The sequence below is a fragment of the Ignatzschineria sp. LJL83 genome, from assembly GCF_054871845.1.
On record NZ_JBTXLY010000001.1, the window covers coordinates 300,963 to 316,067 of the forward strand.

At 38.0% G+C, this 15,105-nt stretch carries 15 protein-coding genes; all 15 read left to right on the forward strand.

Features of this window, described 5'->3' with window-relative positions; translation table 11 throughout:
• Positions 1-70 precede the first annotated feature (70 nt).
• The 15 genes from ACYSN2_RS01255 (at position 71) to phnE (ACYSN2_RS01325) (ending at position 14,831) form a co-directional block, all read left to right on the forward strand.
• Positions 71-292, forward strand: coding sequence for a PA3496 family putative envelope integrity protein (locus tag ACYSN2_RS01255; protein ID WP_461748431.1), 222 nt, complete (start codon positions 71-73; stop codon positions 290-292).
• Positions 293-379: 87 nt separating this feature from the next.
• A complete protein-coding gene (gene grpE / locus ACYSN2_RS01260; RefSeq protein ID WP_461748432.1) occupies positions 380-934 on the forward strand; it encodes a nucleotide exchange factor GrpE in 555 nt (184 codons plus the stop codon).
• A gap of 115 nt (positions 935-1,049) precedes the next feature.
• On the forward strand, positions 1,050-1,655 hold the full coding sequence (locus ACYSN2_RS01265; RefSeq protein WP_461748433.1) for a c-type cytochrome: 606 nt from the start codon (positions 1,050-1,052) through the stop codon (positions 1,653-1,655).
• Positions 1,656-1,773: 118 nt separating this feature from the next.
• Positions 1,774-2,193: a VOC family protein gene (locus tag ACYSN2_RS01270; protein WP_461748434.1), complete on the forward strand. Its 420-nt coding sequence runs from the start codon at positions 1,774-1,776 to the stop codon at positions 2,191-2,193.
• A 130-nt stretch (positions 2,194-2,323) separates the two neighbouring features.
• Positions 2,324-2,800, forward strand: a complete 477-nt coding sequence (gene greA, locus ACYSN2_RS01275) for a transcription elongation factor GreA (protein WP_461748435.1) — start codon at positions 2,324-2,326, stop codon at positions 2,798-2,800.
• Between the two features lie 33 nt (positions 2,801-2,833).
• Complete coding sequence (locus tag ACYSN2_RS01280) at positions 2,834-3,922, forward strand: AI-2E family transporter (protein ID WP_461748436.1); 1,089 nt, start codon at positions 2,834-2,836, stop codon at positions 3,920-3,922.
• A 394-nt stretch (positions 3,923-4,316) separates the two neighbouring features.
• The gene (locus ACYSN2_RS01285; RefSeq protein ID WP_461748437.1) at positions 4,317-5,453 is read left to right on the forward strand and encodes an efflux RND transporter periplasmic adaptor subunit; all 1,137 of its coding nucleotides are present in this window, start codon (positions 4,317-4,319) and stop codon (positions 5,451-5,453) included.
• The gene (locus tag ACYSN2_RS01290) at positions 5,453-8,563 is read left to right on the forward strand and encodes an efflux RND transporter permease subunit (RefSeq protein WP_461748438.1); all 3,111 of its coding nucleotides are present in this window, start codon (positions 5,453-5,455) and stop codon (positions 8,561-8,563) included. Before ACYSN2_RS01285 ends, ACYSN2_RS01290 begins: the two co-directional genes overlap by 1 nt.
• Before the next feature lie 700 nt (positions 8,564-9,263).
• Positions 9,264-9,944 carry a lipoyl(octanoyl) transferase LipB gene (lipB, locus tag ACYSN2_RS01295; protein ID WP_461748439.1) on the forward strand — a complete coding sequence of 227 codons (681 nt, stop codon included), beginning with the start codon at positions 9,264-9,266 and terminating at the stop codon, positions 9,942-9,944.
• A gap of 171 nt (positions 9,945-10,115) precedes the next feature.
• Positions 10,116-10,802, forward strand: coding sequence for an AzlC family ABC transporter permease (locus ACYSN2_RS01300; protein ID WP_461748440.1), 687 nt, complete (start codon positions 10,116-10,118; stop codon positions 10,800-10,802).
• Positions 10,802-11,137 (forward strand): AzlD domain-containing protein, encoded by a 336-nt coding sequence (locus ACYSN2_RS01305; protein ID WP_461748441.1) that lies wholly within the window; start codon positions 10,802-10,804, stop codon positions 11,135-11,137. The genes ACYSN2_RS01300 and ACYSN2_RS01305 overlap by 1 nt, the downstream gene beginning before the upstream one ends.
• A 143-nt stretch (positions 11,138-11,280) precedes the next feature.
• A complete protein-coding gene (phnD, locus tag ACYSN2_RS01310; RefSeq protein WP_461748442.1) occupies positions 11,281-12,225 on the forward strand; it encodes a phosphate/phosphite/phosphonate ABC transporter substrate-binding protein in 945 nt (314 codons plus the stop codon).
• Between the two features lie 147 nt (positions 12,226-12,372).
• Entirely contained in the window at positions 12,373-13,158 is a 786-nt protein-coding gene (phnC, locus tag ACYSN2_RS01315; protein ID WP_461748443.1) for a phosphonate ABC transporter ATP-binding protein, read from the forward strand.
• Complete coding sequence (phnE, locus tag ACYSN2_RS01320) at positions 13,148-14,023, forward strand: phosphonate ABC transporter, permease protein PhnE (protein WP_461748444.1); 876 nt, start codon at positions 13,148-13,150, stop codon at positions 14,021-14,023. Before phnC ends, phnE (ACYSN2_RS01320) begins: the two co-directional genes overlap by 11 nt.
• The gene (gene phnE / locus ACYSN2_RS01325; RefSeq protein ID WP_461748445.1) at positions 14,010-14,831 is read left to right on the forward strand and encodes a phosphonate ABC transporter, permease protein PhnE; all 822 of its coding nucleotides are present in this window, start codon (positions 14,010-14,012) and stop codon (positions 14,829-14,831) included. Before phnE (ACYSN2_RS01320) ends, phnE (ACYSN2_RS01325) begins: the two co-directional genes overlap by 14 nt.
• Positions 14,832-15,105: the final 274 nt, after the last annotated feature.

Sequence of the window (15,105 nt, forward strand, 5' to 3'; positions counted from 1 at the left end):
TTATTTTCAGATATTATATAAGCATGCAAAAGATTTAATTATTTGTGTGAATGATAAGGAAGGTTCAGCAATGTCTAACGATTATGATGATGATTTATTAGATGATGACGATATTATTGAAGAAGATGTGCCAGACGTTAGCGACGTAAAAGGTACAAAATCTCAAGCATGGAGAAATATTGAAGCGATCAGGGAAGAGCGCGCATTGCAGAAAAAGCTTGCAAAAGAATTTGACCTTGACAGCTTTGACGATCTTCTATTAGATGATGATTTTGATGATAGTTTAAATTAATTAGAATTATTTTAAATAAATGAAAGGTTCAAAATCGTTTTTGATTGTGTAATCAAATGAGTATTATTCGATAGAGGGAGTAGGAAAATGACAAAAGAAAACTTAGCAACACAAGATACAGAAGAAAATATTGAAGAGGTTGTGGAAACTGAAAGCGTTGTCACAGAAGAGAATGTGGATGATCAAATCGCAGAAATTGAAGCGCTTAAAGCTGAAAAAGAGAAGCTATATGATCAATATATTCGTGCGGTTGCAGAAGCTCAAAATGTATCAAGACGTGCGGAACAGGATGTTTCAAACGCACATAAGTATGCTTTGGATAAATTTGTTAAAGACCTTCTTCCAATCATTGATGCAATGGAACTTGAGATGAAAGCAGTAGATGAGAACTCTTCTGAAGAGCTTAAGCGTTTCAGAGAAGGCTCACAGCTCATGTATAAAATGTTACTGGGTGTTTGTGAAAAATATGGTGTTCAACAAATTAATCCTGAGGGAGAAAAATTGAATCCTGAATTTCATCAAGCGATTTCGATGATTCCTCATGATGGCTATGAGACAAATCAAATTATTACAGTTGCTCAAAATGGTTATTTATTAAATGATCGTTTAATTAGAGCAGCGCAAGTGATTGTCGCTAAATAAAAAGCGATACTCTTTGGTTTAGTACACTAGCAAAAACTAGTAAGTTGATTTATCATTGACGGGTATTGGATCATTCAAATTATAAAAATTGGCTTGTATTTTCTAGGAGCAGATCGTGCAGAAACAGTCAGATAAGTTTACATTTTCGTTGCTTACCATTTTAGCAACGCTTTCGTTACTCGTAATATTAGGGGTGTTAATTACCTCAGCAGTAAAATTAGTAGATAAAAGTATCGGTGGAACACCATTCGTGCTTAACCAAGATTTAGTTGGAGAAAGGTTAACAAAAGAAGATAGATTAAAGCCGGCTGGACGAGTAAACACGGGGAACTTAGTGTCTGATGTTGTAAAAGCAAAAGCGCCACAAGATATATATGTTGCGCTCTGTGCAAGCTGTCATGATACGGGATTAAATAATGCTCCTGTTACTGGCGATAATGCTGCTTGGGCTACAAGATTCCAAGAACGTGGCTTAGCTGGTCTTCATGAAAGTGCGATTAAAGGTCGTAACTTGATGCCAGCTAAAGGCGGGGATCCACGCTTGACAGATGAAGAAGTGATTAACACAGTAAACTTTATTCTTTCAAATAGCGGTATCCAAGTAGAATCGGCTGATCCGGCTGAAGATATTGTTGCAGAAGAAGAGTCTGTGAATGCTGATACTGCTCAAGAAGTAGAAGAGGCAAAAGTAGATTCAGATGTAGTTGATAAAACAGAATAAACTTCTATCAGAAACTTTGGGATAGAAGAAGTCCCGAAAGAATGTGTCTGATGACAAATATAAAAGACGGGTATGTGTTGATTCATGTACCCGTTCTTATTTTATAGGAGAAATAATTATGCGATTTTTACATACAATGATTCGAGTTACGAATTTAGAGGAATCTATTCGTTTTTTCACAGAAGTTCTGAGTTTAAAAGAGACGAAACGTAAAGAGTATCCGCAATGGAAATGTACGCTCGTTTATTTAGCTTGTGAAGGTCAAGATGTAGAAGTAGAACTTACTTATAATTGGGATTCTGAAGAAGAGTATGGCATTGGCCGTGCATTTGGCCATTTAGCATTTGAGGTCGATGATATCTACGCTGTTTGCCAAAGAGCAGTGGACGCTGGTATTGAGATAAATGTCCCACCAAGAGATGGCTGGATGGCATTTTTCAGAAGTCCTGATAATATTTCGATTGAATTATTGCAAAAAGGTACTCCGAAAGCTCCTGAAGCGCCATGGAAAGATATGGAAAATGTGGGTTGGTGGTAGTTTTTGGTAACTCTATAATTTTGTCCTGTTCTTGAAACTTGTAATAGCTAGTCAATGATGACTAGCTTTAGTTTTGACAGACTTTAGTTAGAATAAAAAATAAAAATAAATTTTAAATAGGATACATTGAATGAATAAATTTCCCATGACAAAATTGGGGGCGGAAGCGCTTCGTCTTGAGCTTGATAATTTGAAGCAAGTAGAGAGACCACGAGTCATTGAAGATATTGCCATTGCTCGTGAACATGGTGACTTAAAAGAAAATGCTGAATATCATGCGGCAAGAGAAGAGCAGAGCTTCATTGAAGGACGTATTGCAGATTATGAAGCGCGACTTTCCAATGCACAAATTATCGATATCACTCAAATTCCAAATAGTGGTAAGATTATTTTTGGCGTTACAGTCACACTTTTTGATGTGAATGAAGGTAAAGAAGTGCGCTATCAAATTGTCGGCGAGCATGAAGCGGATGTGAAACAGAATAAATTGTCTATTGTATCGCCAATCGCAAGAGCTTTGATTGGAAAAGAGCTTGATGATGAAGTCACAATTAAAACACCAGGTGGCGATAGACTATATGAGGTTATCAGCGTAGAGCACATTTAGTTCGAAATGGGTATTAAAAAAGGAATATATTGTATGCAAGCACTGACCGCAAACCCTGTAGCAAAATGGATTATCATTTTAATTTTATTACTGGGCGTGGTCTTTTTCCATGAATTTTTAGTGCCCGCTTTAGGAGCGATGATTATTACCTTTGTCACATGGCGCCCTTATAGTGATTTAGTAAGATTTTGCCGAGGGAATACCCTTCTTTCGGCATCTTTAGCGACCGCTTTTACGGTTTTAGTGATCGTTATTCCTTTTTTGTGGCTTGTACACTACTTGTATGGCGAAATTATTATGCTTCGTGGTTGGCTCATTGAAGCAAACACTTACGGAATTGAAGTGCCAAAGTGGGTATTAAATTTACCGTATGGTTCTGAACTTGGTGCTTATTGGACAGAGTATATTGGAACGCCTAATGGATTAAATCACTTCTTTTCTGAATTTGGGCTTGCGAAACTCAGCTATGTAGCAACATTGACAAAATCCCTAACGAAGAGCTTTAGCGCAATGGGATTCACTTTACTCTTTATGATGATTATCTTGTTCTTTTGTTATAAAGATGGCAGGAGAGTTAGTCGTCAGCTTGATAAAATTGGAGAAAGAGTTTTCCCTGGTAGATGGAAGCGTATCTCTAGAATTGTTCCAACATTAGTCAGCTCAACAGTTTCTGGAATGGTGATTATAGCCATTGGTGAAGGAATTGTATTTGGAATCGTGTACTATTTTGTAGGTGTTCCCATGCCTGTAACGTTGGCAATTATGACGGGGATTTTTGCACTGATTCCGGGTGGTGCGCCGATGTCGATGACACTTATTTCAATCTATTTAGTAGGAATGGGCGATTATACCCATGGCATTATTCTGTTCTGTTGGGGGACGATGCAACTCTTTATTGTCGATAAAACAATTCGTCCGCGTCTTGTGGGTGGTTCGGTTAAACTACCATTTTTACCGACAATTTTAGGATTGGTGGGCGGTGTGAAAACTATGGGCATTATCGGATTATTTATTGGTCCTGTTGTCATGGCGCTCTTAGTCGCATTATGGCGAGAATGGCTTCATGAAGATACGATAGCCTCTTTAGATAAGAATCACCTTAAAGATTCCCAAAAACTTTAATAAAAGTGAGAATATAGAAACCCTAACAAGAGATGTTAAGGGTTTTTTTATGATCTTGTTAATTTCCATATAAAACTCATAAGCAATCTTAAGAAAGCCTTAAGATAGAAATGATCTACTAATTTTCTTTCATGATAGGGAATATTGAAGTGTCATTACAGTTGTCATAAAACAATGGTATAAACATCGATATAAAAGAGGATAGTTGAGGATTGTGATGGAAGAATTTCTTTTTTAGAATTTTAGGGATTATTTAAATGTATATTATAAATATTTACTAAAATATATATTTGCTAGAATAAACTACTATAGCCTCTTTTTCTGAAGTGAATACACTTTCAACAAATTTCAACAACTTTCAATAAATCACAATTTAATATGGATGATCAATAAGATGTATCAAGCATTAAAAAAGATATCGTGCGTTGCTTTCATCAGTGCTCTATTTCCCTTTATGTCTATGGCAAAAGTGACGGATGTGGAGTTATCTGAGGTGGTTTTACAAAGTAAATTTGAAGAAATTTATGCCGTAGGAATTTTGTATCCATATCAAGAAGTGATTATTCGTCCAGAAGCTTCCGGCAGAGTGATGCAAATCGCGTTTAAGGAAGGGGAAAATGTTCAAGAAGGCGATCTACTCATCTCTTTAGATTCCAGTATTGAAGCTGCAGAGCTTCGAGAAACAACCGCAAGACGCATTTTAGCAAAACAGAATTTAGATCGGTTATTAGCGGCAAAAGGTGGCTCAACGGCACAAGCACGAGATATGGCGCAAGCGGAATATGAGCAAGCGGTCGCAAATGAAGCGATTAGCCAAGCAAAATATGATCGCCGTTTTATTCATGCACCTTTTTCAGGAACGATCGGGCTTAAAAACATCGAATTAGGCGATTATATTCAAGCCGGCGCAGATATAGTGAGATTACTCAATATCGAGCAATTACGCCTTGAATTTAATATTCCTGAGCGTGTCGCACATGTTGTGAAAACAGGACAAAATGTCAGCTTTACGGTAGATAACTTCCCAAATAAACAATTTACGGCAGAAGTGTATGCCGTTAGCCCTGAGATTGAGCAGAAAGGGCGCTCTTTAACGGTTTTAGCACGTTTTCATAATGAAGATAAATCGCTCATTGCCGGTTCTTTTGCAAGATTAAATCTCTTAGTACCGCTCAATTATCAAGTGATTATCATCCCTGAAGAATCCATCTTTGCATCAGAAGGCGCTCAGTTTGTCTATCGTGCGAAAGAGATTGGGGATTCTGAAATTTTTGAAGCAGAGCTTGTGCCGGTAGAAATCGGGCAGAGAAGTACCTTTAATGTGGAAGTTTTATCGGGCTTAAATGCCGATGATATTGTGGTGAAAGCGGGGCAAGTTCGAATTAGTCATCAGAGCAAGATTAAAGATTTTGGCGGTGATATTTTGCCGAAAAATGCCCCAAAATCTGCATCTGAAAATATGAATGATTCGGAAGGAAATTCAGAAAAACCTAAGGCTTCCGAGAATGACAATAGGGAAGGAACGCAATAATGAAATTATCAGAAGTTTCCATTAAGCGTCCTGTCTTTGCCATTGTTATCAATATTGTCCTTATTCTTTTGGGGTTAATTGGCTTAGATCGCATGACGATTCGAGAATACCCTGACATTGATGTGCCGGTGATTAGTATTCGCACCAACTACCAAGGCGCAAGCCCTGAAATCATTGAAACTCAAGTCACTAAAATCATTGAAGATGCCGTCACGAGCGTGGATGGCATTGATTTTATCGCTTCGGATTCAAGGCGGGGTTCTTCCTCCATTAATATCACGTTTAAATCAACAAAAGATATTGAGGAAGCCGCGAATGATGTGCGAGATCGAGTCGCAAGAGCGAAGCGTTCTTTGCCGGATGAAGTGGATGATCCGATTATTCAAAAGAGCGATTCCGATGCCGATCCTGTGGTGATTTTAGCGCTTTCGAGTAATCAACATAGCGCCATTGAATTGACGAAAATGGTAGAAACCATTGTGCAGCCGCAAATTGAGCTTTTGGAAGGCGTTGCTAGCGTTACCATTTGGGGCGGACGAGAACCTGTAATGCGGATTTGGATTGATCCGCAAAAGCTCGCGATTTTAGATGTTACCGTGAGCGATGTAGAAGCTGCGCTTCGTGCGCAGAATGTGGAAATTCCGGCAGGAACCATTAAAAGTTCTACGCAAGAATTTTCCATTGTGGCAAGAACCGATCTCAATCAAGTCGATGAATTTCGCAACATTATCATTAAAGTTGCCGATAATGATGTGGATACAAACCGCCCGATTGTGCGTTTAAGTGATGTTGCTTTAGTAGAACTGGGCGGTGTGGAAGAAACGTCTCGCCCACGATTAAATGGCATGCCGGGCGTTGGGGTTGCTGTGATTAAGCAATCGGTTGCCAATCCTTTAATCCTTTCAGCCGATATTCAAGCGCTATTGCCGGCATTAGAAGAAACCTTGCCGGAAGGCGTTAAAATTGCCGTCACTTCTGACAACTCCGTATTTATTAATAAATCCCTAAGCTCGGTTTATACTACGATTATCGAAGCATTGATTTTTGTGGGATTAATCATCTTTGTCTTTTTACGCAATTGGCGCGCGACATTAATTCCGATGGTCACCGTGCCGATTTCACTCATTGGTTCGCTATTTGTGATGTACCTTTTGGGATATTCCATTAATACCTTAACGTTACTTGCGTTCGTATTAGCTATTGGTTTGGTGGTGGATGATGCGATTGTCATGCTCGAAAATATTCACCGGCATATTGAAAATGGCATGAATCCTATCCGAGCATCTTTTGTCGGTTCAAAAGAGATCGGTTTTGCCATTATTGCCATGACCATCACGCTGGCGGCAGTATTCTTACCACTCACCTTTACGCAAGGGCGAATCGGGCAGTTATTTGTGGAATTTGCCGTGACGTTATCCATTGCGGTATTGATCTCCGGATTTACGGCATTAACGTTATCGCCGATGATGTGTTCTCGATTACTACAAAGTAAAGCGGAAGAAGAAGCGAAAAAATCGGGCTTTTTAAGCCGTCTTTTCCAGCCGATTTCTCTCTTTATCGAAAAAGTTTTAACGGGCTTAACCAATGGTTATGAGCGATTTTTACGAGCGGTTTTAAAAGCGAGATATTTGGTTTTACTGCTGATGATCACGCTCTTTGGCGCAACGGGATTATTGTATATCGAATTGCCGGAAGAACTATCGCCGACAGAAGATCGAGGCATGATTCGCGTGATGGGAATCACGCCGGAAGGCGCAACCGTTGATTTTACCGATCGTTACTTTACGGAAGTGGAAGATTTGATGCTCGATCAGCTCGATGATGGCACGATTGTGTACACCATTTCCGGCGTTGCAATGGGCGCATTAGCGTTTGTAACATTGCCGGATTGGGATGACCGTGAAGAATCGCAAATGGAGATCACGTCAAAGCTCAATAAAGAATTTAGAGATATTGCGCTCGGACTTCGAGTATTTGCAAGTAATCCGCAATCTCTTGGGCAACGTGGAGATTCCAAAGATGTGCAGATTGTCATTCGTTCCAATGATTCCTTTGAAGCGCTCGATCGTCAAGTCACCGAGATCATGAGTCGAATGAAAGAGAATAATATCCTGATTTCGCCGGATAACGATCTTCGTATGAATACACCGCAATTGGAAGTATTTGTAGATCGTGAAAAATTAGCGTTATTAGGAATTGATGTCTCGGCAGTGGGAAGAACCCTTGAAACGGCGCTTGGCGGACGAAATGTCACACGTTATAAAGATGGCGCTGAACAATATGATGTTTTAGTGCAAGTAGATCCGCAAAAACGGAGCCAGCCACGAGATTTAGAAGGGATTTATGTGCGCTCTCAATTTGGAGAAATGGTGCCATTATCGAACTTTGTGTCGGTGGATGAAACCATTGCACCGCAAAACTTGCGTCACTTTAATAAACTTCGCTCTGTGACAATCTCGGCAAACTTAGAAGCCGGCGTTTCGCAAGGAGAAGGGATTGCCATTGTGGAGAACATTATCCGAGAAGTGATTCCGGAAGCGATGCTCGATTATCAAGGTTCTTCCCGTGAGTTTATTGAATCAGGTTCTTCCATGATCTTCATTTTCCTCATGGCGCTAGTCTTTATCTATCTAGTATTAGCGGCACAATTTGAATCATGGATTGATCCGTTTATTATCCTCTTTAGTGTGCCATTAGCAGGATTTGGCGCATTAGGTGCGCTCTATCTCTCTGGAGGATCGATCAATATTTATAGTCAGATAGGATTAGTCACGCTCGTTGGGTTGATTACAAAACACGGAATTTTAATCGTAGAATTCGCCAACCAAATCAGAGCAGAAGGCGAGAGTAAAATAAATGCCGTGATTCAATCGGCAACGCTCAGACTTCGCCCCATTCTCATGACAACGGGCGCAATGGTTTTAGGTGCTGTGCCTTTAGCATTAGCAGTCGGTGCCGGCGCTGAATCTCGTCAAGCCATCGGCTGGGTCATTGTGGGCGGAATGAGCGTGGGAACCATTTTAACGCTCATCGTTGTGCCGGTAATTTATCTCTTCATTGGCGGAAGACATAAAGAGATCAACGAAGAGTTACTCTACGATGGTTCTTAGCATGATCAGGTAGTTTCGGAAGATGTTTCAGAAAATGCTTCATAAAATGCTTATCTCTATTCGAGATAAGCATTTTATTATCGCTGTTTGACAGAATGTTTGATCATCGTTCTTTAATTTTTAAAGATTGAAAAGGATTCATATTGCTGGCACGGGATTTCCGAAAGCATGCAAACATTCGGCCCAGCGATGAATCGGCCCTGTTTTACAACTGAGATTTCTGGAATCGACATCAGTCTGAAATTCTAAAGAATGAATATTGCTGGCATGGGATTTCCGAAAGCATACAAGCATTCGCCCCAGCGATGAATCAACCTTTGTGTTGCAATTGGCTTTCTGAAATCGATATCAGTTTGAAATTCTAAAAGGATAGATATTGCTGGCACGGGATTTCCGGAAGCATGCAAACATTCGAACCAGCAATGAATCAGCCTCTGTTTTGCAATTGAACTCTTTTAAACCAATACTGCCACTAAACTATTATATAAAAATATTATTCGGATCTATCTTGAAAGTGAATCATATAATCCTTTGAAAAACTTTAATAATCTTGAAAATGGCTTTGCCGGAAAGTTTTCAAAAAAGCTTTTTGCGAAGTAAAATTCTGAAAATAAAAACGTGAAAAACAAGCTCTATCAAGCGTAATCAAGTACAATGCAGAACTATTAATTTTGTCTATCTCATTTCACAAAGAGTTTTCATGAAAGTTCGATATTTAGGTTTACAGCCTTACGCTGAAATATATCAAGCCATGAAAGAGTTTACTGAAAATCGTCAACCAGAAACTCTTGATGAGCTTTGGGTTGTGGAACATTTTCCGGTATATACGCAAGGGCAAAATGGGAAACCAGAGCATATTTTGAATGCGCATCAAATTCCTGTTGTGCCGGTAGATCGTGGCGGACAAGTGACGTATCACGGACCTGGGCAGATTGTTGTCTATACGCTCATTAACTTTAAAAGCAGAGGTTGCGGGATTCGCTCGCTCATTCGTGCGATTGAAAATGCGATCATTGCCACATTAAAAAGTTACGGCATTACGGCAACGGGTGATGTGAATGCGCCCGGCGTTTATGTCGATGGCGCAAAGATTGCAGCCCTTGGATTACGAATTCGTAAAGGTGCTGTTTATCATGGCTTAAGCTTAAATGTTGATATGGATCTTTCGCCATTTAACGGCATTAATCCTTGCGGTTATGAAGGATTAAAAGTGACACAAATGCGTGACTTATTAGAAGTAGTAAATGGGAACGAGAAAGAGATCGGTAATAAAGCTGTTGATATTAAAGTCGTGGATATTAAAGAAGTAGAAGCAGTTTTAATTGAAAATTTAGAATACTTTTTAAGTGAAGCCGAGCTTTCAAAGACATTAGAAAATTAAAGATTCAAAATAGAGAAGGGCATCGACTTTTAACATCGACCTTCAAGGATGAGGGAAGTAAATATTCAAAAGATCACCGAATGGTTAAAAAGACAGTGATTGAGATTTTATTAAAACTATCGAGAGATCGTTTATCTAGATATTTAAATGGTAAGGAAATAAATAGTAGTTATGAGTGGAACATCATTTAGTTGGCGTCAAGCGATGAAAATCACCTCGCCGGTCGCGATGGGCTATGCTCCTGCAGGGATGGCATTTGGAGTATTAGCAAGCACGGCCGGCATTCCTTGGTGGATGTCGATCTTCATCTCTGTAGTTGTGTTTTCAGGCGCAGCGCAATATGCGGCAATTCCCCTGATCGCAACCGGTGCCGGCATTCTCAATATGAGCGTCAATACGCTCGTCATCAATCTTCGCCATGTCTTCTACGCACTACCACTTGTGGATATTCTGCCAAAAAACCGTCTCAAACGACTCTATTGTCTTTTTTGTTTAACAGATGAATGTTTCTCGGTAATGACCAATCTTTCGAAAGAAGATCAAAGAGGATATTTTCCTAAGATTGCTGTATTAGTGCATTTCTACTGGGTATTTGCCACCATTATCGGCATTATTGCCGGCGATGAGCTCGCAAAATGGGTACCAAACTTAGAATTTGCATTGCCGGCGCTGTTCGTTATCTTATGGTACGAACAGATGAAAAATAAACGCATTTGGTGGCCAACGATTGCGGCATTGGGTTTCTATTGTTTAATGCTTTGGATCGTTCCGCAATATGTGCTGTTAATGGCATTAATCTCATCGGTGGTATTTATTTTATGTAGAGGATTATTCAGTTCAAAAAGGGAGAAACAGTAATGGGCAATATGACAATTACGGCGCTTTTAATCGGTATTGTGGCGATGGGATTAATTACCCTTGTTCTGCGCGCTTTCCCCACATTTGTACCGAGAAGAATTCTCAATTCTCACCTTTTACGTTACCTCAATTACGCACTTCCTTTAAGTGTTATGACCGTTCTGATCGTGCATAGCATGGGCATTGATTATGACAATTTTGAAACAACGATGATTTTTTCAAAAGTGATCGCTCTGTTATTGGTATTACTCAGTTATATCTGGATTAAAAATGTGTTTTTAAGCGTGATTATCGGCGTTGCGTCTTTAAATGGATTGCTCTTCCTTTTAGTATAGTAATTAATTGGTATTAATAATAAGTTATTGTATATGTTGGTAATTTTAGTTGAGGGGTTTCTTTTAAGCTTGTAGTATTGTTTTATAGTGATTTTTATATCTGCTATTACTGCATTTATATTTAATATGAAGGAGATTTTCATATGAAAAAACAATACTTAGCAATAGTTTGTACTCTTTTTTTTACAGGTTTTGCATCGGCTAATGCTGATGAATGTCTAAATAGAGGAAGTTTAGATAAAATATATTGTGATAATAATCATGATTTAGTAGCTGATACTCCCACGAATCCTAAATTATTAAAAACACCATCAACAATTGTATTTACTTATACTCCAGTAGAAGATCCTGCTGTATACGCAGATATTTTTAGCCCATTTACGAATTACTTATCACAATGTATGGATAAGAGAGTGGTATTTTTCCAAGTACAGAATAATTCTGCAGAAGTTGAAGCAATGCGTTCAGGAAGACTTCATGTAGGTGGATTCTCAACAGGACCAACTACATTTGCCGTGAACCTAGCAGGAGCTGTACCTTTTGCCGCAAGAGGAAATCAAGATGAATTTCAAGGCTATAACTTAATTGCTGTTGTTAAAGCAGATAGTGCATATGAAACATTATCGGATTTAAAAGGAAAGCGTCTAGTTCATAGCGCTCCATCATCAAACTCAGGGCATATGGCTCCAGTGGCATTATTCCCAGAAGCGGGGATTACTCCAGGTGAAGATTATAAAATTATTTTTTCAGGAAAGCATGACCAGTCTGTAATGGGAGTGCGGACAGGGGATTATGATGGGGCTGCCGTAGCTTCAGATGTCTTTGAAAGAATGATTGAGAGGGGACAAATCAAAGCTGAAGATTTTAGAGTAATTTATAGAAGCCCAAAATTCCCTACTTCCTCATTTGCTTATAGCCATGATTTAGAACCAAACTTTAGAGATAAGATGGTTCAGTGTTTTTATGATTATCGTTTCCCTTCAGAAATGCAGATAGCTTTTGATGGTGCAGATCGTTTTTACCCAATCAGTTATGAAAAAGATTGGGAGATTGTTAGAAAAATCAGTGAAGCTGTAGAAAATAATTAAGTACTTATATCTATACATCATAAGGAGGATCTATTCGGGTCTCTCCTTATTTTGTATACCTATATGAAAATTAACGCTACATCAATAGTTAATAGCAACAATTAATAGGTTTTATTTATTATTTAATCGTGTGATAGGGGGTATTTAATGGCAACTTCATTAGAGGTGATTAATCTTCAAAAATCTTATGATGGTAAAAAAGATGTTTTAAAAAATGTGAACTTTACTGTTACGGGAAATAATATTACGGCGATTATTGGTCCGTCTGGAACAGGAAAATCAACATTATTGCGTTGTATTAATCGCTTAATTTATCCAACAAAAGGACATATTTATTTAGTTACAAAAGGTGATAATAAACTTGATTTAACTACAGTAAAAGGCAAAGCATTGCGACATGCTAGACGAGAAATAAGTATGGTATTTCAAGAGTATAACTTGGTTGAAAGACTGACTGTGATGGAGAACTTACTTACAGGAAGGTTGGGTTATATATCGATGTTTAAAGCGTGGCGTCGCAAGTTCAGCCCTGAAGACATTCAAAGGGCATATGCCTTATTAGATAAAGTTGGTTTGAAAGGATTTGAATCTCAATTAGCAAGCGCACTTTCTGGTGGGCAAAGACAAAGAGTTGGGATTGCTAGAGCATTAATGCAAAATCCAAAAATTTTATTAGCGGATGAACCAACGTCATCTTTAGATCCTAAGACAGCTGTTGAAATTATGAAATTAATAGTAGATATCTCAGAACAAGAGCAGATCCCTGTTATTTTAAATATTCATGATGTTTCTTTAGCAAAAGAATATGCGAGTCGAATTATCGGAATGAATCATGGGAGTGTCGTATTTGATGGTTCAGCACAAGATTTAACAGATGAAGATTTATTAAAAATATATGGTAGTAAAATAAAGGAGTTAGACAATGAAATCTAATCACTTTGATGAAAAAAACACTTATAAACCATTTACATCATCTAATGTTCAGAAAGTACTATTTATATTATTATTTATCTATTTTATATATGCTTTTAGCCAATTAGGCTTTAATTATGATCGTTTTAAAATAGGGCTTAGTAATGGTGCAGAATTTTTAGGACGAATGTTTCCTCCAACAATAGATCAACCTAGAGCTTTATGGCAAGGGATGATAGAAAGTTTACAGATCGCATTATTAGCATCATTTTTAGGGATATTGATAGCGATTCCTATTGGATTATTGGGGGCGCGAAATCTAATGCCCGCGTGGGTTTCATGGCCAGCTAGATTTATTGTTGTTTTTTGTAGGTCTTTACATCCTGTCATTGTTGCAATTCTTTTTGTAAAAGCCGTAGGCTTTGGTGCTTTAGCCGGAATATTAGCATTAGCAGTCGCTTCTATCGGGTTTATTGGAAAGTTGATAACAGAATCGATTGAAGAAATTTCCTTGAAACAGGTGGAAGCGGTTAGAGCGACAGGAGCAAGTTTTATGAACGTCATAATCTTTGCTGTTATTCCCCAAGTGTTTGGACGTTTTATTGGATTTGCAACCTATCAGTTTGATTCAAATTTACGAAATTCTACTATGGTAGGAATTGTTGGAGCCGGTGGAATAGGGGGAACTCTCTTCTCAGCATTCCAACGCTTTGATTATAGTTTTGTTAGTGCCATTTTAATTACGTTAGTAATAACCATCATGATTGGTGAAGTGCTAGCAAGAATTATACGAGTTATTTTATTAGAAAATAGAAGCGTCATTGGCTTTGTAAGAAAAATAATCGGCTTAAGCACTGAACAAGGAGAATGTCATGAAAAAAGATAATCTATCCTCTGTTAATCAGTATTCAACAAAATGGCATCGACATACTTTGGAACAAAAATTATTACGGTTACTGCTTTTAATTGTGATTGTTGTCGCATTAGTACAATCGGCTCGACATGTAATGATTATTCCGGAGTTTTTATTAGATGCTCCAGAACAAGTAATGGACTTGCTAAAACGTATGTGGCCTGTTGATTGGGCACATTATCCAGAAAGTGTGCAAGAAGCTTTAATCGAAACCTTTCATATTGCAACTGTAGGAACAATTTTATCCTTATTTATGGCTATTCCTGTTGGATTATTAGCAGCAAATAATATTACTAAGAATGTATTTTTAAACCAAATTGCTAGATTAATTTTAGTGACTAGCCGATCAGTCAACTCCTTAGTTTGGGCGCTGTTATTTATAGCTATTTTTGGACCAGGTGCATTAGCAGGAATGTTTGCCATTGCATTTAGATCTATAGGATTCACAGGAAAACTTTTATCAGAAGCATTAGAAGAAGCTCCTGAAGGGCCTATTGAAGCATTAATAGCTACGGGAGCAAGTAAGAGCTCTATTTTGTGGTATGGTTTTTGGCCTCAGGTTAAACCTGCATTTTGGTCCATCATACTTTTGAGATGGGACATTAATATACGAGAATCTGCAGTGTTAGGTTTAGTTGGAGCAGGTGGAATTGGAATGTTGCTAGAAACTGCTTTAAATTTGTTTCAATGGTCACGAGTAGCTATGGTGTTAATTTCTATTTTTGCAGTAGTGATCTTTGCGGAAATTATTATTACAAGAATCCGCCAAAGAATGCTATAGGAAAGCTATTTTAAGTAAGAATTTGATGAATAGAATTGGTGATCAATAGATCTAGATATCTATATTAAATATTTTTGGGTATATCGTTATGGAACCATCAAGGAAACTTTGAATAGCCTTGATGGTTTTTTATATGAACATGAAAACACCTCGTTATTTAAGATAAATGTATATTTTTTTATTTATATTTAAATGTAAATAGTTAGTAAATAACATATTTATATAAATATTTATAATGTAAATGTTAGTTTTAAAGATGACTTAAGCCAATAAA